The organism is Neorhizobium petrolearium (genome assembly GCF_017873175.1).
In the GTDB taxonomy this organism is placed as follows: Bacteria; Pseudomonadota; Alphaproteobacteria; order Rhizobiales; family Rhizobiaceae; genus Neorhizobium; species Neorhizobium petrolearium.
The window spans coordinates 346,664-365,701 of record NZ_JAGGJW010000003.1; the positions used below are offsets into that span (position 1 = coordinate 346,664).

Sequence of the window (19,038 nt, forward strand, 5' to 3'; positions counted from 1 at the left end):
AAAAATTCCGATCAGATTGCGGTACGGATGGATGAAATTAACCATCTGTTAACCATGGCAGCGATAGACATGGTCAACGATTTCTTTACGTAGATGACCAAAGTGCTAACAGACGCTCGCTCGATCCGCATCAAGGGCCGCTCTTTCCTGGCTGTCGTACTTTCTCCGGACCTTCCTTTCGATGATTGGCTGGTCCGGCTCGATGATCTGGCCGCGCGTTCGGCAGGCTTCTTCCTAGGACGGCCAGTCGTGCTCGATGTGGCCGATCTGCCGATCGACAGGACACAACTGAAGGAACTTCTTGGAGAATTCGCCCAGCGGAATGTCAGTATCATGGGTATAGAGGGCGCCCGCCCGTCGATTCTTGCTCAGGGAATGCCCCCTGCGTTGAAAGGCGGCAAACCGGTTTCCGACGAGGCTGTAGCCAAGGAACCGATCATCGAATTGCGCAATAGCCAGAGCAAACCTGTCGCGGCGGAAGTTCGGCCGGCATCGCAGTCCATCATCATTCGGGAGCCGGTGCGTTCGGGCCAGTCGGTCATCTTTCCGGAAGGCGACGTCACGGTTATCGGATCAGTCGCTTCGGGGGCGGAGATCATCGCCGGCGGATCGGTCCATATCTACGGCACCCTGCGCGGCCGTGCGATGGCGGGTTCTGTCGGCAACGCATCCGCGCGCATTTTCTGCCGCAAGCTCGAAGCCGAACTGCTCGCGATCGACGGCGTCTACAAGATGGCGGAAGACATGCCTCCCGGCCTTCGCGGGCAGCCTGTCCAGCTTTGGCTAGAAGGCGACACTATAATGGCAGAGACACTTATCTGAGCCGGAGCCCGGCCGGGAAACAGGAGAGAAAGATGGGGAAAGTCATCGTAGTCACGTCAGGCAAGGGCGGGGTTGGCAAGACGACCTCCAGCGCCGCGCTCGGAGCCGCCCTGGCCCAGAGAGGCGAGAAAGTCGCCGTCGTCGACTTTGACGTCGGCCTGCGCAACCTCGACCTGGTCATGGGTGCTGAGCGGCGGGTCGTCTACGATCTGGTGAACGTGATCCAGGGCGAGGCCAAGCTGCCGCAGGCATTGATCCGCGACAAAAGGCTCGAGACGCTGTTTCTGCTGCCTGCCTCGCAGACGCGTGACAAGGACGCCCTCACACCCGAAGGCGTCGAGCGCGTCATGGGTGAGCTGAAGCGCTATTTCGACTGGATCATCTGCGACAGCCCGGCCGGGATCGAGCGCGGCGCGACGCTGGCCATGCGTCATGCGGACATGGCGGTTGTCGTGACCAATCCGGAGGTTTCGTCGGTACGCGATTCCGATCGCATCATCGGCCTGCTCGACGCAAAGACGCTCAAGGCCGAGCGCGGCGAGCGCATGGAAAAGCACCTGCTGCTCACCCGTTACGACGCCAATCGCGCGGAACGCGGTGACATGCTCAAGGTCGATGACGTCCTGGAAATCCTGTCGATCCCGCTCATCGGCATCATTCCGGAAAGCATGGACGTTCTGCGCGCTTCCAACATCGGCGCACCGGTCACTCTCGCGGATGCGCGCAGCACGCCGGCCTTGGCCTATTTCGACGCCGCTCGCCGCCTTTCCGGCGAGGTGCTGCCGATCACGATTCCCGGCGAAAAACGGGGTATCTTCGGTAAAATTTTCGGAAGGAAAGCTGCATGAGCATTTTCAGTCTCTTCCGCAAGCAGAGGTCGGCACCGATGGCGCGCGAACGCCTGCAGGTGCTTCTCGCCCACGAACGCGCTTCGTCCGGCTCGGATCTGGTGTCGGTGCTTCGCGAGGAAATCCTCGCCGTCATTGCCAAGCACGTACAGGTCGACAATGACAAGGTGCAGGTGAAGATGGATCGCGACGAAAATGTCTCGATTCTGGAGATCGACGTCGAAATCCCACTGGATGCCGCCCAGCAGGCGGCTTGAGAGGAGGCGATCCGTTCCGGGCAGCCCAGCGGGTCAGAACTCCACCTCCAGTTCGATGATCTCTTCGGGCTCAGCCAAAGCGCCTTCGGTCCACTCGACCATCAGCGGCCAGGACAGAACGGTTTCCGAATAAGCCGCAAAGTCCGGCTCCAGCTCCACCGCATAGGTGCGAAAGCGAGTACAGACCGGCGCGTACATCGCGTCGGCGACCGTAGGGGCGGTGCCGAACAACCAGGGTCCGCCGCTCGCCTCCAGGCATTCGGTCCAGATCGCCTTCACGCGTTCGACATCCGGCCGGGCGCCGGAGAATATCTTGAAACGCTCGTGCCGGGCCTTGAGATTCATCGGCAAAGCCGAGCGGAGATTATGGAAGCCCGAATGCATCTCGCCCGAAACGGCGCGACAGCGGGCCCGCACCGCGATGTCTGCAGGCCAAAGCCCGGCATCCGGCTCTATCTCGTTGAGATATTCGGCGATCGCCAACGTGTCCCATACCGTCACGGCGCCATGGGTGAGCCGCGGCACCAGAACGGACGGCGAAAGCAGCAGAAGTTCCTGCCGGGCATCTTCATCCAATTCCACCAGAACTTCCTTGAAATCGAGCCCTGCCATGCGGCACAGGAGCCAGCCGCGCAGCGACCAGGAGGAATAGTTCTTCGAGGAAATCGTCAGTGTCGCCTGCGCCATCGGTCATGTCCCTGTCGAACCACATTGCGTTCCGGCGACAATCTTCTCGCATCGCAAGACATATTGCACTAGCATTTTTGCACCGCCGCAATTTCGCGGCAGGCGGGATCATACCCATGTTCTATCAGACCTACCAATTCCAGGATGACCTCATCGCCCCGATGCGCGACTTGGCGCACCGCCTGCAAGCGATGTCTTCGACCCTGTTCTGGGGTATCGAAAGCGAGATGGGACGGCACTGGTCTGCCACGCTCGAGATGCTCTCCCGCTTCAGGCTCACGCATAAGCGGCCAGACTTCGAGATTTCCTCGGTTATGGTCGGCAATCGGCAGGTGCCGGTCACCATCGAGATCGCGCTGGATATGCCTTTCGGCAAGCTTCTGCATTTTTCGGCGGATGTGGATGCGCCGCGGCCACGCGTGCTTGTGGTCGCACCGTTGTCCGGCCATTTTTCGACGCTTCTGCGTGGCACGGTGCAGACGTTGCTTCGCGACCATGAAGTCTACCTAACCGACTGGGTCAATGCTCGTGAAGTGTCGCTGTCGGCCGGCCGCTTCGGCATCGACGATTATACGGATTATCTCATCCGTTTCCTGGAAGAGATCGGACCAGGCGGACATATCCTTGCCGTCTGCCAGCCCTGTGTTCAGGCGCTGGCTGCCGTGGCGGTCATGTCGGAGGACCGGCATCCGGCAACGCCGCGCACCATGACCTTGATGGCCGGGCCGATCGATCCGCGAGAAAGCCCGACGAAGGTCAACGAACTCGCTCTTGGGAAACCTCTCTCCTGGTTCGAGACATCACTACTCAGCGGCGTTCCTCTGGGGTTTCCAGGCCAGGGACGGAGAGTCTATCCCGGATTTCTTCAACTCGTGGCGTTCATGAGCATGAACATGGAGCGCCATCAGGAATCCCATCGGAAGCTCTATCGTCATCTCGCCAAGGGTGAGACGGCGGAAGCCGACAAGATCAAGAAATTCTACGATGAATATTTCGCAGTGCTCGACCTCACCGCCGAATTCTACATAGAGACGATCGATCGGGTCTTCCAGAAAGCCGAGCTTGCAACGGGTGACTTTACCCATCATGGCAGCCAGGTCGATCCGGGACAGATCCGCAATACGGCATTGCTGACGGTCGAGGGGGGCCGCGACGATATCTGCGGGCTTGGCCAGACCTCGTCAGCGCATGATCTCTGTCGGTCCCTGCGGCCGCATCTGAGACGCCATCATCTCCAGGCCAATGTGGGCCATTATGGTGTGTTCAGCGGGCGCCGCTGGGAAGCGGAAATCTATCCCGTCGTCCGCAACATGATCCTCGCCATGGAATAGCTCCGCGCCCTGATACCGCCCGGACTGCTTGCATACGATCACTCTTCTGCTGTATGCAATAAGCGGGCAGGAGATAAAAGATGAGCCGCAGGGAACCAGTTTTTGGGTGGTGGGACGCTCCTCCGTTCATCGGCGAGCTGATCCAGTCATTGTCCGGCCGCGGCAAGGCCCTATTCGGGTTTTCCTCGCAGCCGGTGCAGAGCCGCGATCTGACGGGCCTTGCCGAGATGATCCTGTCGCGGCGCGGCGAGGTATCCGGCGCGATACTGGCGGAAGCCTTTCTTGAAGCCTATCGGCAGGCGAGCGTCGTGGAGCGGGAGGCTTTCATGCGCACCTTGCTGGAGCGGTTCGGCCCCGACCAAGGTATTCTGGACGCGGCGGTCGCTGCCTATCAGGCCGAGCCGGGTGCAAAGACAATTGCGCGGCTGCATGAGGCTGCTGAACCGCGCCGGCAGGAGCTCTTTCGCCGCATCAATTTCGCCAGGCGCGGCACGACGACGCTCGTCGAGATGCGCGAACACCTGATGGACATGCTCGGCAAGGAGCCTGCACTGCAGCCGGTCGATGTCGATTTCTGCCACCTCTTTTCCTCATGGTTCAATCGGGGTTTCCTGATGCTGCGATCGATCGACTGGAGCACGCCCGCCAATATCCTGGAGGCGCTGATCCGTTACGAGGCCGTGCACGATATCGACGGCTGGGACGACCTGCGGCGGCGGCTGGCACCGCCCGATCGCCGCTGCTTCGGCTTCTTCCACCCCCAATTGGAGGACGAGCCGCTGATCTTCGTGGAAGTGGCGCTGACCGACCACCTCGCATCGTCCGTCGACGCGCTGCTGGCGCGGGATCGCGCGCCGATGGACCCGAAGGATGCGACGACGGCGGTCTTCTATTCGATATCCAACTGCCAACGCGGGCTGGCCGGCATTTCGCTCGGCAACTTCCTCATCAAACAGGTGGTAAACGACCTGAAGCGCGAGTTGCCGCGGCTCGAGAATTTCGTGACGCTTTCGCCCATTCCGGGCTTCGGTGCATGGCTGCGCGGCGAAACTCGCGCCGAGGACAGCGAGGAGGTCGTTGCGGAGAAGAAGCTACTCGTCGCCCGATTGGAAGGCGATTGGACTTTGCTCGACGAGCGTGAACTCGACGCTATTCGCCGAGCCATGCTGCCGCTCGGAGCGCATTATCTGCTGAACGTCCGACGGAAGAACGGGCGGCCGGTGGACCCGGTGGCACGCTTTCATCTCGGCAACGGTGCGCAGGTCGAGCGGCTCAATTTCCTCGGCGACCGCTCACCCAAAGGCATGCGCCAGTCCTATGGCCTGATGGTCAACTACCGCTACCGGCTCGGCGAAATCGAGAAAAATCATGAAGCTTATGCCGAGAACGGCCATATCGCGGCGATGCCGGCGCTGCGGAAACTGGCCCAACCGGTATCGCAGGAGGTATATTGATGGCTGGCAATCTCTACGACGCGCTGCTTGGTGGGACCGAGGGGGAGGATCGGCTGCTTCTCAGGGACGAGACGGTCGGCACCATGAGCTATCGTGCCTTCACCGAGGAATGCGCCCGAATGGCTGGCGCGTTGCTGGAAGCCGGTCTCCAGTCGGGCGACCGCGTTGCCGTGCAGGCTGAGAAGTCCGTCGCGGCGCTCGCGCTCTATCTCGCGACTGTCAGGGCCGGCGGCATCTATCTGCCGCTCAACATCGCCTATACCCCGGCGGAAATCGAATATTTCCTGAACGATGCCGAACCGGCGATCTTCGTCTGCGATCCGGCGAAACTTCCGGCGCTGGCGCCGATCGCGAGCGCTGCCGGCGCCAAAGTGCTGACGCTCGATGCGACAGGCAAGGGAACGCTTGCCGATGCGGCAGCGGCAGCTCGGCCGCTTGCGGAAACCTCGCCGCGCGGCGGCAGCGACATCGCTGCGATCCTTTACACGTCGGGCACGACGGGACGCTCCAAAGGGGCAATGCTTTCGCACGACAACCTGCTTTCGAACGCGCACTCGCTGGTTGAAAGCTGGCATTTTACAGACAAGGACGTGCTGATCCACGCGCTGCCGATCTTCCACACCCACGGGCTTTTCGTTGCGACCAACGTGGTGCTCGCTTCGCGGGCTTCGATGATCTTCCAGGCGAAATTCGATCCGAACAAGATCATGGAAGCAATGCCGCAGGCGACTTGCCTGATGGGCGTGCCGACATTCTACACCCGCCTCCTGCAGCATCCCGGCCTTGACCGGCAAAACACGGCGCATATGCGCCTTTTCGTTTCCGGTTCTGCGCCGCTGCTGGCCGAGACTCACAGAGAATGGCAGGAACGCACCGGCCACGCGATCCTGGAACGCTATGGCATGACCGAGACCAACATGAATACGTCGAACCCCTATGACGGCCGACGCATCGCCAGCACGGTGGGTTTTCCTCTGCCGAGGGTCGAAATCCGCGTCACGGATCCGGAGACAGGCGCACTGCTGCGCACCGAGGAAATCGGCATGATCGAGGTGCGCGGCCCGAACGTGTTCCAGGGCTATTGGCGCATGCCGGAAAAGACGGCCGCCGAATTCCGCGAGGACGGATTCTTCATCACCGGCGACCTCGGCAAGGTGGATGAGGACGGCTACGTGCACATCGTCGGCCGCGGCAAGGACCTCATCATCACCGGCGGCTACAATGTATACCCGAAAGAGGTCGAAATGGAGATCGACGCCATGCCGGGCGTCAACGAAAGCGCTGTTTTCGGCGTCAGACATCCCGATTTCGGCGAGGGAATCATCGCTGCTGTGGTGCTGAAACCGGGCGCCGAACTCTCGGAGCAGCAAGTCATCAAAGCGCTTGACAGCCGGCTTGCAGCCTACAAACGCCCGAAGAAAGTAGCTTTCGTGCCGGAGCTTCCGCGCAACACCATGGGCAAAGTCCAGAAGAATATACTTCGCGACCAGTTCACCGGTACTTTCGAGCCCGACAGCAGCAAAAATAAGTCAGCCTGACTTTAGGGCTTGACGGATAATGTATACGAGTAGACTATGAATTGCATACGAGCAGTGTCATTTCGGGGAGGAAGTGGAATGCTGCAGCAGGGCAAGCCGGAGAGCGGTCAACCGCTTATCACCGTCCACAATCCGATGGGTTATCCACCGAAGGTCAGTCGCAAGCAGCCGGCCGCCCGGCCCACCAGTCTCGACGGGAAAGTCGTCTATCTTATTGACAGCCGTTTCGACGATTCCGTCGAGTTGTTGAAGCAGGTCGAGGCCTGGTTTGCCCGGAACATGCCCTCCGTCGAATTGCGCATCCGACAACTCGCCAGCACCTATGCCAAGGATGATCCGGCTCTCTGGGAAGAGATTAAGGCGAACGGCCATGCGGCGATCATCGGTGTCGGCCATTGCAGCACCTGCGCACCCGCCGTCACCACGCATGCGATAACACTGGAAACCAAATACGGGGTTCCGACCGCGGCAATCCATACGGATAAATTCGACAAGGTCGTGCGCTCGGTCGCCAAGATGGGCGGGCTGTCGCAGCAGCCGCTGGTTTTCGTGCCGCAGCCAGTCATGGGCAAGACGCCGGAAGAGCTGCGCGCCTATGTGGAAGGCATTGACCCGGTCAACGGCAAGCCGGTGATGCGAGAGATCATCGAGGCGCTGACGGTCGGCCTCGCCGCCGGCGCAGAGGACGGACATTTCGAGCGCAGCACGCCGCGATATGTGGAGTCCGACACTGAGGACAATCTCCACGCCTCCTTCCTGCGCAACAACTGGACGGACAAGCTGCCGATCATACTGCCGACGGATGCCCGCGTCGCAGATATGCTCGCCGGCACCTCCCGCACGCCCGAGGAGGTGGTCGGGCACATGCAGCCGACGACCAATCGCGGCCTGTGGGAATACACGGTCGAGAAAGTGGCGGTGAACGCCGTCATGGCCGGCGCGTCTCCGGAATATTTCCCGGTCATCCTGGCACTGGCGGCGGCGCAGGTCACTGCCCGTGGATCGACCTCCAGCTCGGCAGCCGCGATGGCGGTCGTCAACGGGCCGATCCGCGGCGAAATCGGCATGAACTGCGGCGTCGGCGCGCTCGGCCCGTATAGCCATGCCAATGCCACGATCGGCCGCGCCTTCGGGCTCCTGTCGCAGAACCTGCAGGGCGGCTCGGTTCCGGGTGAGACCTTCATGGGGTCGCTCGGTAACAACTATACCTACAACAACCTGACATTCGCAGAGAACGAGGAGCGCAGCCCCTGGGAGCCGCTCCATGTCCAGAAGGGTTTCGATGCGAAGACGAGCACAGTCAGCCTCTTCCACGGTTGCCGCTCGACGACCTTCAGCCTGGGACTGCGCAAGGAATACTGGCGCGAACATGTACGCGACATGCTGCTTGGCACGGACGCGATCACCGCGCCGACCCTCGTGCTCGATCCGATCTGCGCAAGGCAGTTCATCGATCGTGGCGGTTTCGTGAAGAAGCAAGATCTGCTGCACTTCATCTGGGAAACGGCGCAGATGCCGGCCGGTCGATACTGGGACCTGCAACTGGTACAGAACTACATCTATCCGCGCGCCACTTTCGGCGAAGAGCCGATGGCAGACAAGCTGAAGGCCGGCAGGGACGAACTCATCCATATCTTCCGCGAGCAGGATATAAACGTCGTGGTCGTGGGCGGCGAGTCCAACGGCTACTGGCAGATTTACGGCGCGCATTACCGCACCACCGTTTCCGTGGACGACTGGCGATGACCAGGGATGCGAACGATTACGACATTGCGATTATCGGCGCCGGTGTGGCGGGGCTCAATGCGGCAATCACGGCTGCACGACACGGCGCGCGCACGATCGTCATCGACATGCTCGGCGCCGGCGGCCAGGTGATCAATGTCGATCGCATCGACAATTTTCCGGGTCCGTCGGAAGGCATGTCCGGTTTCGAACTCGGCCCGATGCTGCAGATGCAGGCCGATGAAGCCGGCGTCGAATTCGCACTCGACACGATCGAAAGCGTCTCGAAGACAGACAGCGGTTTCCGCATCGCTGGTGCTGACCTGAATCTCACCGCAAGCGCGGTAATCGTCGCTGCGGGTTCCGCCAAACGCACGCTTGGCATTCCGGGTGCAGCGGAATTCGAAGGGCGCGGTGTTTCCCATTGCGCCTCCTGCGATGGCCCCCTGATGCGTGACAAGGAGGTCTGCATCGTCGGCGGCGGGGATTCGGCGCTCGATGAGGCCCTGACGCTGTCGGCTCATGCCTCGCGTGTGACCGTCATCCATCGCGGCCCGCGGCTGAAGGCCATTGCTGCGTTGCAGGCGAAAGTACGTGAGGCGGCGAATATCGATATCAGGCTCAATACGGTCGTACAGGCGATCCATGGCGAAGGTGGCGTCACCGCACTTTCCGCCCGTGACTTTTCGACGGGAGCGGAAAGTGAAATCCCATGCCACGGCGTCTTCATCTATGTCGGGCTGGAACCCCATACGGCCTTCCTCGGCGATACCGTCACGCTTGCGGCGGATGGCCGGATTGTCGTCGATCTCGACATGCAGACATCGGTACCAGGCATCTTCGCGGCGGGTGACATCCGCGCCCGCTCGGTCGCACATCTGGCGGCTTCAGCGGGCGACGGGGTAACGGCGGCAATTTCTGCAGTGCGCCACCTTGCCGCGGACGGCATCGAGCAACCGGCGAAACATTACGCGTCGACGGGATAGGATATCCATGAACGTGCAGCTCAAAGGCAAACAGGGCAAACCGAGCGTTCGCGATGCGATCGAGCAGGATATCGTTACCGGCTTCTATTCGCCCGGCGACAGGCTCGATGAAGCGGGCCTTGCGGCCCGTCATCAGGTCTCCCGCACACCCGTTCGCGAGGCGCTGATCCAGCTCAGCACCATGGGACTCGTGAAGATGGTGCCCAATCGCGGAGCCTTCGTTACCCAACTTACCGTCACCGAACTGGTCGAAATGTTCGAGGTGATGGGCGAGCTTGAAGCCATGTGCGCGCGGCTTGCGGCGCGGCGCATCCGGCCGGAGCAACTGAAGCTGCTGGAAGAGGCGCAACAGGCCTGCGCCAGTGCCCAGCAGGCAGGCAATTCGGACGACTATTATTACGCCAATGCGGAATTCCACCGGCTGATCTACGAAGCAAGCGGCAACGGGTTCCTCGCGGAAAGCGCCCATGCCCTGCAGCGGCGGCTGAAACCCTACCGGCGCCTGCAATTACGGGTGCCGGGACGTGTCAACAGTTCGCTTGCCGAGCACGAGGAGGTGCTTGCTGCGATCTGTGCCCGCGATGACGCCCGTGCCCGTGACGCGATGCGTGCTCATGTGGTCATCCAGGGCGAATATTTCAGCGATTTCCTGGCGCTCATGCGCCCGGTGGAGCGCCACCTCATACCTGGAGAATGACGGGAGCGAAATCTCCGAATCGGTGATGGCAGGGAAGGAACGCATGAACCTTTAGGCTCGGGAGGATTGAGCCTTTTGCCGGCAGCCGCCGGTTCAAACGGGAGGAGAGATCATGAAGCATGTCTTCAGTTATGTAGCCGGCTTTGTTCCGGCACTTGTGCTGGCGGCCGGCATTGCCGGTGCGGCCGAGATGACCGACGGAGAAAAACAGCTCTACGAGGCCGCCAGAAAGGAAGGCTCGGTCACCTGGTATGTTTCGCAGACGACGACTGAATTCGCCGATGGCATGTGCAATCTGTTCGAGAAGAAATATGCCGGCGTCGAATGCAATGTCGTGCGGGCTTCCGGCCAGGTGATTTTCCAGCGCCTTGTGCAGGAGCTTCAGGCCAAGGCTGTACAGGGAGACCTGATGTCGACCAACGACGATGGCCAGATGCTGCAGCTCAAGGAACAGGGCGCGCTCGCCCAGTTCGCGCCAGAAAACCTCAAGGACATGGTGCCGGTACTGCGCGACATGGCCGACAAGGAGCATTATTGGATCACGTCCGGCGTCTCGCCACTGGTGATAGCCTATAACACCAAGCTGGTTACCGAAGCGGAAGCGCCAAAGAACTGGACCGACCTCACCGATCCCAAATGGAAGGGCCAAGTTGCGGTCGGCCATCCGAGTTTTTCCGGTAGCGTTGGCCTCTGGACGATACTAATGAACGATCTTTACGGCTGGGACTTTTTCGAGAAGCTCGAGAAGAATGCGCCGCAGATCGGCCGTTCCGTTGCGGATGGGCATAACCTCGTCGTCTCCGGCGAACGAAAAGTGGCGCTTGCACCCCTGCCGCTGATCCTCTCGGATGCGGCCACCAAGAAAGCGCCCATCGCCGTCGTCTATCCAACTGACGGTGCGCTGCTTCCGCCGTCCGCAACCGGTATCCTGAAGGACGCGCCGCATCCGAATGCCGCGCGGCTTTTCGAGAATTTCCTGCTCGGTCCGGAGATCGCAGAGTATTTCTCCAAAGACTATCGTTATCCGCTGCGCGCCGGCGTGCCATTGGCCGAAGGCATGCGTCCCTTGGACAGCTACAAGACAAGGTCGATCGAGACGACCGAAGGCATAAGCAAGCTGCCGGACATTCAAGAAAAGTTCCGCGATACGTTCGGTATCTGAGCCTTTCCCCGAAGGCCGGTCCCATCCGGCCTTCGCCATGTTCTCGCGCGCAGGCGCGGATGAAGCGGAAAAATCCGACGCCTCCAACGATGAAGTGAGCGCCGATCATGACGAGTGTTTCCGATACTGATGCTATGAGCTGGACAAAAGACGAGCCGGCAAAGGCCCGCGTGCCCTGGCATCAGCGGCTGCAGCCGGCCAACCTGCTCTGGCTTTTTCTCGCCGGTATTCTGGTGGTCTTGATTATCGCACCCATGTGGACACTCGTGATCTCCAGCTTCACCGACGCCAAAACCGGCGGCTGGACGCTTCACAATTATGCGGAAGCCTATGGCAAGGAACGTCATATCACGGCGCTTACCAATACACTGAAGATGGGCGCCGCTGTCGTCGTGCTGAAACTGCTGTTTGGGGTGCCGCTCGCGTGGGCCTGCAGCCGCACCGACATGCCGGGCCGCAATTTCGTGCGTTATTCCGTATTCGGTGCCTTCATCATGCCACCCTATCTTGCCGGTGTCGGCTGGATCCTGCTTGCCGGTCCTAATACCGGCTGGATCAATAAGATCTGGCATGCTCTGACGGGGTCGACAGAACCACTGGTGAACATCTTCTCCTTCGGCGGGCTCGTTCTGGTCACGGCGATCGGCGGCTTCTTCCTCGTCTTCGTGCTGGTCAGCAGTGCCTTTGAGATGATCTCGTCGGAAATGGAGGATGCCGCCAATATACTTGGCGCCGGGCCGTTCAAGACGGCGATGAAGGTGACCTTCCCGCTTGTCATGCCGGCAATCATCGGGTCGGCGCTTCTTTCCTTCCTCGGTGCGATCGCGCTCTATGGCGTACCGGCGCTGATCTCGATTCCCGCGCGTTACCCGGTCGTGGTCATCCAGCTCACCGAGTTCTTCTCCTTTCCGCTCAGGCTGGAAGTGGCTGCCGCCTATTCAATGCCACTATTGCTGATCACGGCCGCCTTGCTCGGGTTGCAGAAGCTGATCCTGCGGCGCAAAGGCTATGTTTCGGTCAGTGGCAAGGGCGGCGAACGACGCATCGTCAAGCTCGGCAAATGGCGTTGGGTGTTGTTTACCTATTGCCTCATGGTCGTATCGCTCGCCGTCGTGATGCCGTTCTTAGTGCTTCTGCTCGCGGCCTTCTCGCAATCCTGGACGACCGGTTTCTCGTTCGACAACTTCACATTCGGCAATTTCCATTACGTGCTCTTCGAACATTCGAGCTCGCGGAGGGCATTGCTCGGCAGCATCGGTCTAGGCATCGCCGCCGCGACGGTCGCCATCGTCCTGGCACTCTTCATCGCTTACATCGTCCAGCGCCGGCTCCTGCCGTTCTCCGGCGTGCTCGCTTTCCTGGCGGTCTCCCCCTATGTCGTGCCGGGCATCGTGCTGGCTATCGGCTTTTATGCAGCCTATGCCCTGCCGCCGGTGGCGCTTTACGGCACCTACATGATCATGGCGCTCGCCTTCATCACCCGCTTCCTGCCAATCGCCTTTACCACCAGTTCGGCCGGCGTGCGCAGCATCCATCCGGAAATGGAGGAGGCGGTGCGCATCCTCGGCGGCGGGCGGACGACGGCGCTTCGTCATGTGGTCGGGCCGCTACTCAAGCGCACGCTTGCCGGCGGCTGGCTCCTGATCTTCGTGCCTGCCGCGCAGGAACTTTCGACCGCCATCTTCCTGGTCGGTCCCACCACGCGCGTCGTTTCCGTTGTGCTGCTCGATCTCAGCGAGGAAGGCGAGCTCGAAAAACTCGCGGCGCTGGGCTCACTTCTGTTGATCATCATCGTAGCGGTCGTTGCCGTCGGGATGAAATATCTCGGCCGCGACTTCATGTTGAGGAGGAGCTGATATGGACGGACTTGTCCTCAGGAAACTGGGTCGCCGTTTCGGTGCGGTAGATGCCGTTCTGGATTTCGACCTGCATATAAAGCCGGGTGAATTCGTCTCACTGCTGGGGCCGTCCGGCTGCGGCAAGACGACGACGCTCCGGATGATCGCCGGCTTCATCGATCCGACCTCCGGCTCGATCGAGCTGGACGGCAAGGTGCTTTCGGCACCGTCCGGCTCGGTGCCACCGGAAAAGCGCGGCATGTCGATGATCTTCCAGTCCTATGCGATCTGGCCGAACATGACGGTTTCGGAAAACGTCGCCTTCGGCCTCAATCTGCGCAAGCTGCCGGCCGAGGAGGTCAGGGCACGCGTGGGTGCCGTGCTGGAAACGGTCAGGATGAGCCATCTCGCCGACCGCTATCCTGCGGAGCTCTCCGGTGGGCAGCAGCAGCGCGTCGCACTCGCTCGCGCCGTCGTCATTCGCCCCGCCGTGCTTCTGCTCGATGAACCGCTCTCCAATCTCGACGCCAACTTACGCGAAGAAATGCGTTTCGAGATCAAGCGTATGCACGACGAGTTCCGCATCACTTCCGTCTATGTCACGCATGACCAAGGCGAAGCGATGGTGACCTCCGATCGTATCGCCGTGATGAACAACGGCCGGCTCGAACAGATCGACACACCCTACGCACTCTATAGCCGTCCCAAGACACGCTTCGTCGCAAGCTTCATTGGGCGCACCAATTTTCTCTCCGGCATCCGTGGCAATAGCATGATCGATTTTGCCGGCTTCAGTGTGCCGTTTGCGGCGATCGGTGAGGAGATGACGGGCGGCGGGCCGATCACCGTATCGATCCGGCCGCAGGCGATGAAGTTGTCCGCGACCGAAATGGCGAAGGACAAGACGATCAACCTGCCAGGCTCGGTGAAGCAGTCGTCGTTCCTGGGCGAAACCTGGGACTACGTCTTCCAGTCGCGCGAGGGGGGCTTGCAGTTTCGCGTCGCGGCACCGCCGGCGGACGTCTTTCCTGTCGGCACACCCGCGTGGCTGCAAATTGATCCTGCGCAGATCGTGCCGATCACGGACTGATGTTCACTGCAACCGTCCGGTGAGTTCTCAGGTTTGAGGAGATGCTGCTTCGGCGGGTGCACACTCGGTTTGCGCCAAGTGCACACTCGGCGGCGATGAGAGGAGATGAAAATTCGCCTCCGTCGCTCCTTCCTCAGATGCCGCCGACCTTTTCATTGAGGTCCGCCACAAGTCTCCGACGTCGCCGGATTTCCGAAAGAACCTCTCCAAAACGCTGCAGCCCGCGCCCCATCAGCATCGCCTTCAGTTTGATGAATGCTTCCGCCGTCGCGACGGCATCTCCCATCGCCGTATGCCGCTCTGCTTCGGTCAGGGGAATGGCGAGCCTGCGGGCCAACGCATCGAGTGTGTGCGTCTCGCTCTGTCCGAAGACGACGGCGGATAGGAGAACCGTATCGAGGACAGGATTGACGAAACGAATTCCTAGCTCCCTCTCCCTGCGGTAGAGGAATTCCATATCGAAAGGCGCATTGTGCGCCACAAGCACCGCCCCCTCCGCAAATTTATGGAATCGCTCGACCACTTCACGCGCACCTGGCGCATCGGCCACCATGGAATCCGTAACGCCGTGGACGGCCGAAGCGCTGGCAGGGATCGCTCGACCGGGATTGACCAGCGCCTCGAACATCTCTCCTTTAACGCGCTTGCCATTCACGATACGCACGGCCGCGATCTGCACGATTTCGTCGCCCTGCTCGGGCAGAAGTCCCGTCGTCTCCGTATCAAAAACGACATAGGTAAGATCATCCAGTTGCGCTTCGGCAATCTTTTCGTACTGAACACGCGAGAGCAGGTCGAAATCGTAGACGACCGTCCGCGAGAGATCGGTCGAGACCGGTTGCAGACGCTCGATCGGCTTCAATGTTGCGCCAAAACCACTTTCGGTTTCCGTGCGCAATTGCGTGATCTGTGTAGCATGTGCCGCGAGGATAGCATCCGCCGCCGGCCCGCCCTCCAGCACGGGCACGGCCAGCCATTCCTTGAGCTCACCGCCCGAGACGGAGGAGCCGGTCCAGCTGAGTGCGAGCATGGCGGCATCCCTCTCTTCCCGGATCGCTAGCCGGAAAGCCTTGACGCCGTTGCGATCCGCCACAAGCCGCGCCAGATACGCGAATAATGAGACGATATCGAAAGCGTTGCATCGCGCTGCCACCGGATCGACGTTGACGGCAAGGTTGATACCCTCATCCGCAAGCTCCCTCTGCAGCTGGTGCGCCAGTTCGCGGGCGTCGGCCGGGGCCATGGGCCAGCCATCGGAGCGGCAAGCTTCGAAGCGCTGCTCGAGATCACCCAAGGACGCATCGAGGGCCGCGACCTCACGCTCTACCGCAAACAACGTGTCGCGCGCTTTCGACTTATCGGGCTCGCCGAGAAACTGTCTGAGCGCCGCCACGACCGGGCGAAATCTCTCGAAGACATCGCTCAACAACACATCGCGACGCGCATAGGCCGCCACCTCGCTTGTCACATCGCGCAGCGTCATGGCATAGGCGCCGCTGTCGCCGCCATTATCGCCGATGAGGCGCATGCGGCCTGCCAGGCGGCGTGATCCACACGGGCTCATGCAAATGAATTCCACCACTGCATCTGGAGCATCCGCCTCCATCAGCCGGTGATGTGCATCGCGGATGGCACCGTCACTTAGATAATCGAAAAGGTTCCGATCGAGGCAGACCGGTCGCTGTGCGCCCGCGAGAAATCGCTGCGCCACGCCGTTATAGAAGACGAGATGATGGCGCCCAGTGCAGAGCAAGACCGCCGGCGGCACATCAGCGAGCAATTGCTCAAGCTTGCTCTTGTCCGACGACAGCCGAGCCGTTTCCCGCGCCACCGACTGCGCCAGCGAATTGCGGGTATGCGCAAGCGTCGCTGCTGCGGCCGATGCCGCCGCGGCGAGGTCACCAAGGTAGCGCGCATCGGCAGTTTCCATTTCCTCGTCGATATGGGCATGGGCATGTGCGCGCATAGCCGAAGCAACATTCCCGATCGGGCGTGCGACATAGGTATCGAATAGAAACCAGATCCAGGTGACGATCGCCAATATCCCGAAACCGGCGGCAACTGCGCCATGCATGAAGGCGTTGAACATCTCCGGATTCCCCTGGCGGTGGTAACCGAACCAGAGGCCGAGTGCCAGCGCAACCATCGAGCCGATAGCGATGGCTATGAAGAAAAGAAGAATTCGGCCGCGCAATCCTATTCGCACGTTAACGACGTCCTCAATCTTGCTTACACGCTGCGGCGAGCGTCGGATCATCCGCAGGAACATCCGACCATTTCGCCCCGATGATGGCGCCGTCCTCGGCAACGGTGACATCCTGATCGACAAGGTTCGCCTGTCGCTTGCCATTGCAATCGAATACCACTGTCACACGCACCGGCGGCTGCCAGCGCGCAGCCAGAACCAAATCCACCATGACCTGGCCCGGCTGTTCCGGATGACGCTTGGCACTGCCGGTGTCCACAGCGCTGAACCGGTCAATCACCGGCCGATAATAGGACCAGGGCCGCCAGAAAGAGCGATCCTCATGCTGCCATGTCACCGCGATCGTGGGCGGCATTGCGTTGGTAATCCGGGAGAACCAGCTGTACTCGCTCCACACTGCATAAAACAGCATGCCCAGCCCCGCCGCGGCCGGCACAATCCACTTCGGCAGGTGACCGCGGCTTATCCACCGGAGGCCCATGGCGATGCCTGCCAGTGCCACGCCTGCCACAACGGCTGCGATCAACTCGAATAGCATTCAATATTCCTCTATATGGGCGCCCTGCCGCTATTGGCCAGCGCCGATTGCATCGTGCGCACGACGACGAACGCGTCACGCAGATGGGAGCGTTCGAAGTCACCGAATTCATAGGGGCCAAGATAGTTGTCTGGCCGCAATCCCGCCCTCACCTGGGTCGCCTGATTGCGGAGTCTGAACTCGGCGATAAGGTCATAGGCTGCGATGAGATCGCGCGCTCCGGCCCCTGAAATGACACCCGCGTCCTCCGCCGCGAGCAACCGCGCCCGGGTATTCACCGGTGTCAGCCGCGCCATCAAGGCGTATACCCGCCCGAGATCGACGACGGGCACGACACCATTGTGCTTCATGTCGATCTGGTTGCGGTGTTCCCCATTGCGAACGGTGACAAGACCTCGCAAGAGACCGAGCGGCGGCGCATGTTTCAGGGAATTGCTGATCATATGGGCCACGAAGATCGAATTCCTGCTTGCCTGCTCCAAGGTCTGAGCCTGCAAACTTCCGAAAAGCGATACCGTGCCGGCTATGGGGCGCAGATCGAACATGACGCTTGCCAGCATCTGCGCCATCGGTTCCGGCGCGGTTATCCACCCGTGGAAGTACCCTCGCCAGACACTTACCGGCTGACACCAACGGGGATTGGTCGCCATCATGTCCCCTGGGCAGAAGACATATCCGCAGGCATCGAGGTTGTGGCTGACGAAACGGGCGAGTTTCTCGAACCATGGACGTTGGCTTTCGACGAAACTGTCATCGATGAAGATACAGTTATCCTGGTCGCTCACCCCGGCCTGTTCCTGCCTGCCTTGGCTGCCGCATGCGAGCCAGAGATAGGGAACGGGCGGAGGGCCCAGATCCCGCTCGGCAAGGACGATGAGCCGCCGTGTTACCGCATCGGCAATATCGGTAATCAGCCTGGTTACGACCTCGTGAGGATTGTTGCCGCCGACCAGTTGCGCGAGAAGCTGTGGAATGCGCGTCGTGATGTTTCGTAGATCCTCCACCTTTTCGGCGGCTGAAGCTTCGTGGATCAGCAGCGCCGAGGAGACGGCCTGAAATCGCGTCAGATCCGTCTGTGTAATCATGCCCACGAGCCGGTCACCTTCGACGACCGGCAGATGCCCGACGCCGCGCTCCAGCATCAGATTAAGGACGTCGGAACCCAGATCCTGCTCTGTAAGCCCGATGGGGTCCCGCGTCATCACGGTTGATACGGACGTGTTAACAGGGTCTAGGCCCTCGGCCAGCACTCTCGCAGCAAGATCACGCGTGGTGACGATGCCGACGAAGATTCCGTTGTCCACGACGCCGAGACTCGACACCTTGCGATCGCGCATGAGTTCCGCAGCATGCTTGACACTGTCCTTCGATGAGCAGACCAGCGGCGGCTTCGACATCAAGTCCCCGACCTTCCGCAAGGTCATGTCGGCGCGACGGACATCGTTGCTACTACCACGTGAGAAAAAGCGGGTATAGACCGGATGCTCAGCTAAAAGCCGCTTGAACTCGGCCGTGGGCAGGACAAGCAGGACGACGTCGGACAAGGCCCGGGCATTGGTGACGGCTCGGCCATCGGCCATCAGGCCGCGTTCGCCGAAAGAATTCCGCGGAGAAAGCTGAGAGATGACAGTGCCGGAAGAATCACGGATCTCGACGCTGCCTTCCATAACGAGATAGAGGCCGGGCAGGGGATCGCCACGGCTGTAGATTTCGCTGCCAGCCGACAGGCTTTGGCGGGTAAACCGTTGCGCGACATGATCAAACTCACGCCTTGGCAGGCTGTCATAGGGATGAACAGTCTCGAGAAACTTGGCTATATTAGGCGAGGTGGATCCCATAAGAGCCCTCATGCAAGCGCG

16 protein-coding genes are annotated in these 19,038 nt (G+C 60.8%); 12 read left to right on the forward strand and 4 right to left on the reverse strand.

Features of this window, described 5'->3' with window-relative positions:
• Nucleotides 1-93 precede the first annotated feature (93 nt).
• From minC to minE, 3 genes are read left to right on the forward strand one after another with little or no spacing between them, the layout of a single operon-like run.
• Nucleotides 94-822, forward strand: coding sequence for a septum site-determining protein MinC (gene minC, locus J2046_RS07860; protein ID WP_210050716.1), 729 nt, complete (start codon nt 94-96; stop codon nt 820-822).
• 32 nt (nt 823-854) lie between these two features.
• A complete protein-coding gene (gene minD / locus J2046_RS07865; RefSeq protein ID WP_210050717.1) occupies nt 855-1,670 on the forward strand; it encodes a septum site-determining protein MinD in 816 nt (271 codons plus the stop codon).
• On the forward strand, nt 1,667-1,927 hold the full coding sequence (gene minE / locus J2046_RS07870) for a cell division topological specificity factor MinE (protein WP_037152119.1): 261 nt from the start codon (nt 1,667-1,669) through the stop codon (nt 1,925-1,927). Before minD ends, minE begins: the two co-directional genes overlap by 4 nt.
• A 33-nt stretch (nt 1,928-1,960) precedes the next feature.
• On the opposite strand, the gene J2046_RS07875 is transcribed toward minE, so the two are convergent.
• Nucleotides 1,961-2,614 carry a glutathione S-transferase gene (locus J2046_RS07875; RefSeq protein ID WP_210050719.1) on the reverse strand — a complete coding sequence of 218 codons (654 nt, stop codon included), beginning with the start codon at nt 2,612-2,614 and terminating at the stop codon, nt 1,961-1,963.
• Between the two features lie 116 nt (nt 2,615-2,730).
• Between J2046_RS07875 and J2046_RS07880 the strand changes: the two genes are divergently transcribed.
• The 9 genes from J2046_RS07880 to J2046_RS07920 all read left to right on the forward strand — a co-directional run bounded on the left by J2046_RS07880 (nt 2,731) and on the right by J2046_RS07920 (nt 14,435).
• Nucleotides 2,731-3,945, forward strand: coding sequence for a polyhydroxyalkanoate depolymerase (locus J2046_RS07880; protein WP_210050720.1), 1,215 nt, complete (start codon nt 2,731-2,733; stop codon nt 3,943-3,945).
• A gap of 80 nt (nt 3,946-4,025) precedes the next feature.
• Entirely contained in the window at nt 4,026-5,399 is a 1,374-nt protein-coding gene (locus J2046_RS07885; protein ID WP_210050721.1) for a malonyl-CoA decarboxylase, read from the forward strand.
• The gene (locus J2046_RS07890; RefSeq protein ID WP_210050722.1) at nt 5,399-6,937 is read left to right on the forward strand and encodes a malonate--CoA ligase; all 1,539 of its coding nucleotides are present in this window, start codon (nt 5,399-5,401) and stop codon (nt 6,935-6,937) included. Before J2046_RS07885 ends, J2046_RS07890 begins: the two co-directional genes overlap by 1 nt.
• Before the next feature lie 78 nt (nt 6,938-7,015).
• Nucleotides 7,016-8,683, forward strand: coding sequence for a UGSC family (seleno)protein (locus J2046_RS07895; protein WP_210050723.1), 1,668 nt, complete (start codon nt 7,016-7,018; stop codon nt 8,681-8,683).
• Nucleotides 8,680-9,648, forward strand: coding sequence for an NAD(P)/FAD-dependent oxidoreductase (locus tag J2046_RS07900; RefSeq protein WP_210050724.1), 969 nt, complete (start codon nt 8,680-8,682; stop codon nt 9,646-9,648). The genes J2046_RS07895 and J2046_RS07900 overlap by 4 nt, the downstream gene beginning before the upstream one ends.
• Nucleotides 9,649-9,655: 7 nt before the next feature.
• Nucleotides 9,656-10,345, forward strand: a complete 690-nt coding sequence (locus J2046_RS07905; protein ID WP_210050726.1) for a GntR family transcriptional regulator — start codon at nt 9,656-9,658, stop codon at nt 10,343-10,345.
• 112 nt (nt 10,346-10,457) lie between these two features.
• Nucleotides 10,458-11,507, forward strand: a complete 1,050-nt coding sequence (locus tag J2046_RS07910) for an ABC transporter substrate-binding protein (protein ID WP_210050728.1) — start codon at nt 10,458-10,460, stop codon at nt 11,505-11,507.
• A gap of 134 nt (nt 11,508-11,641) precedes the next feature.
• Nucleotides 11,642-13,363 (forward strand): ABC transporter permease, encoded by a 1,722-nt coding sequence (locus J2046_RS07915; RefSeq protein WP_210050729.1) that lies wholly within the window; start codon nt 11,642-11,644, stop codon nt 13,361-13,363.
• A 1-nt stretch (nt 13,364) separates the two neighbouring features.
• On the forward strand, nt 13,365-14,435 hold the full coding sequence (locus tag J2046_RS07920; RefSeq protein ID WP_210050730.1) for an ABC transporter ATP-binding protein: 1,071 nt from the start codon (nt 13,365-13,367) through the stop codon (nt 14,433-14,435).
• A gap of 133 nt (nt 14,436-14,568) precedes the next feature.
• Here J2046_RS07920 and J2046_RS34210 read toward each other — a convergent pair whose 3' ends face one another.
• The 3 genes from J2046_RS34210 to J2046_RS07935 are packed head-to-tail and all read right to left on the reverse strand — an operon-like array spanning nt 14,569 to nt 19,017.
• Complete coding sequence (locus J2046_RS34210) at nt 14,569-16,641, reverse strand: 3'-5' exonuclease (protein ID WP_210050731.1); 2,073 nt, start codon at nt 16,639-16,641, stop codon at nt 14,569-14,571.
• A gap of 13 nt (nt 16,642-16,654) precedes the next feature.
• Nucleotides 16,655-17,179: a hypothetical protein gene (locus tag J2046_RS07930; protein ID WP_210050732.1), complete on the reverse strand. Its 525-nt coding sequence runs from the start codon at nt 17,177-17,179 to the stop codon at nt 16,655-16,657.
• An 11-nt stretch (nt 17,180-17,190) separates the two neighbouring features.
• Nucleotides 17,191-19,017 (reverse strand): DUF294 nucleotidyltransferase-like domain-containing protein, encoded by a 1,827-nt coding sequence (locus J2046_RS07935; RefSeq protein WP_210050733.1) that lies wholly within the window; start codon nt 19,015-19,017, stop codon nt 17,191-17,193.
• Between the last annotated feature and the right edge of the window lie 21 nt (nt 19,018-19,038).

What these genes read in the sequence shown, in the direction of transcription:
- J2046_RS07930 (WP_210050732.1), bottom strand. Translation starts at nt 17,179, where the DNA reads ATGCTATTCGAGTTGATCGCAGCCGTTGTGGCAGGCGTGGCACTGGCA.
- J2046_RS07885 (WP_210050721.1), top strand. Translation starts at nt 4,026, where the DNA reads ATGAGCCGCAGGGAACCAGTTTTTGGGTGGTGGGACGCTCCTCCGTTC.
- minC (WP_210050716.1), top strand. Translation starts at nt 94, where the DNA reads ATGACCAAAGTGCTAACAGACGCTCGCTCGATCCGCATCAAGGGCCGC.
- J2046_RS07895 (WP_210050723.1), top strand. Translation starts at nt 7,016, where the DNA reads ATGCTGCAGCAGGGCAAGCCGGAGAGCGGTCAACCGCTTATCACCGTC.
- J2046_RS07915 (WP_210050729.1), top strand. Translation starts at nt 11,642, where the DNA reads ATGAGCTGGACAAAAGACGAGCCGGCAAAGGCCCGCGTGCCCTGGCAT.
- J2046_RS07905 (WP_210050726.1), top strand. Translation starts at nt 9,656, where the DNA reads ATGAACGTGCAGCTCAAAGGCAAACAGGGCAAACCGAGCGTTCGCGAT.
- minD (WP_210050717.1), top strand. Translation starts at nt 855, where the DNA reads ATGGGGAAAGTCATCGTAGTCACGTCAGGCAAGGGCGGGGTTGGCAAG.
- J2046_RS07875 (WP_210050719.1), bottom strand. Translation starts at nt 2,614, where the DNA reads ATGGCGCAGGCGACACTGACGATTTCCTCGAAGAACTATTCCTCCTGG.
- J2046_RS07900 (WP_210050724.1), top strand. Translation starts at nt 8,680, where the DNA reads ATGACCAGGGATGCGAACGATTACGACATTGCGATTATCGGCGCCGGT.
- J2046_RS07920 (WP_210050730.1), top strand. Translation starts at nt 13,365, where the DNA reads ATGGACGGACTTGTCCTCAGGAAACTGGGTCGCCGTTTCGGTGCGGTA.
- J2046_RS07890 (WP_210050722.1), top strand. Translation starts at nt 5,399, where the DNA reads ATGGCTGGCAATCTCTACGACGCGCTGCTTGGTGGGACCGAGGGGGAG.
- minE (WP_037152119.1), top strand. Translation starts at nt 1,667, where the DNA reads ATGAGCATTTTCAGTCTCTTCCGCAAGCAGAGGTCGGCACCGATGGCG.
- J2046_RS07880 (WP_210050720.1), top strand. Translation starts at nt 2,731, where the DNA reads ATGTTCTATCAGACCTACCAATTCCAGGATGACCTCATCGCCCCGATG.
- J2046_RS07910 (WP_210050728.1), top strand. Translation starts at nt 10,458, where the DNA reads ATGAAGCATGTCTTCAGTTATGTAGCCGGCTTTGTTCCGGCACTTGTG.
- J2046_RS07935 (WP_210050733.1), bottom strand. Translation starts at nt 19,017, where the DNA reads ATGGGATCCACCTCGCCTAATATAGCCAAGTTTCTCGAGACTGTTCAT.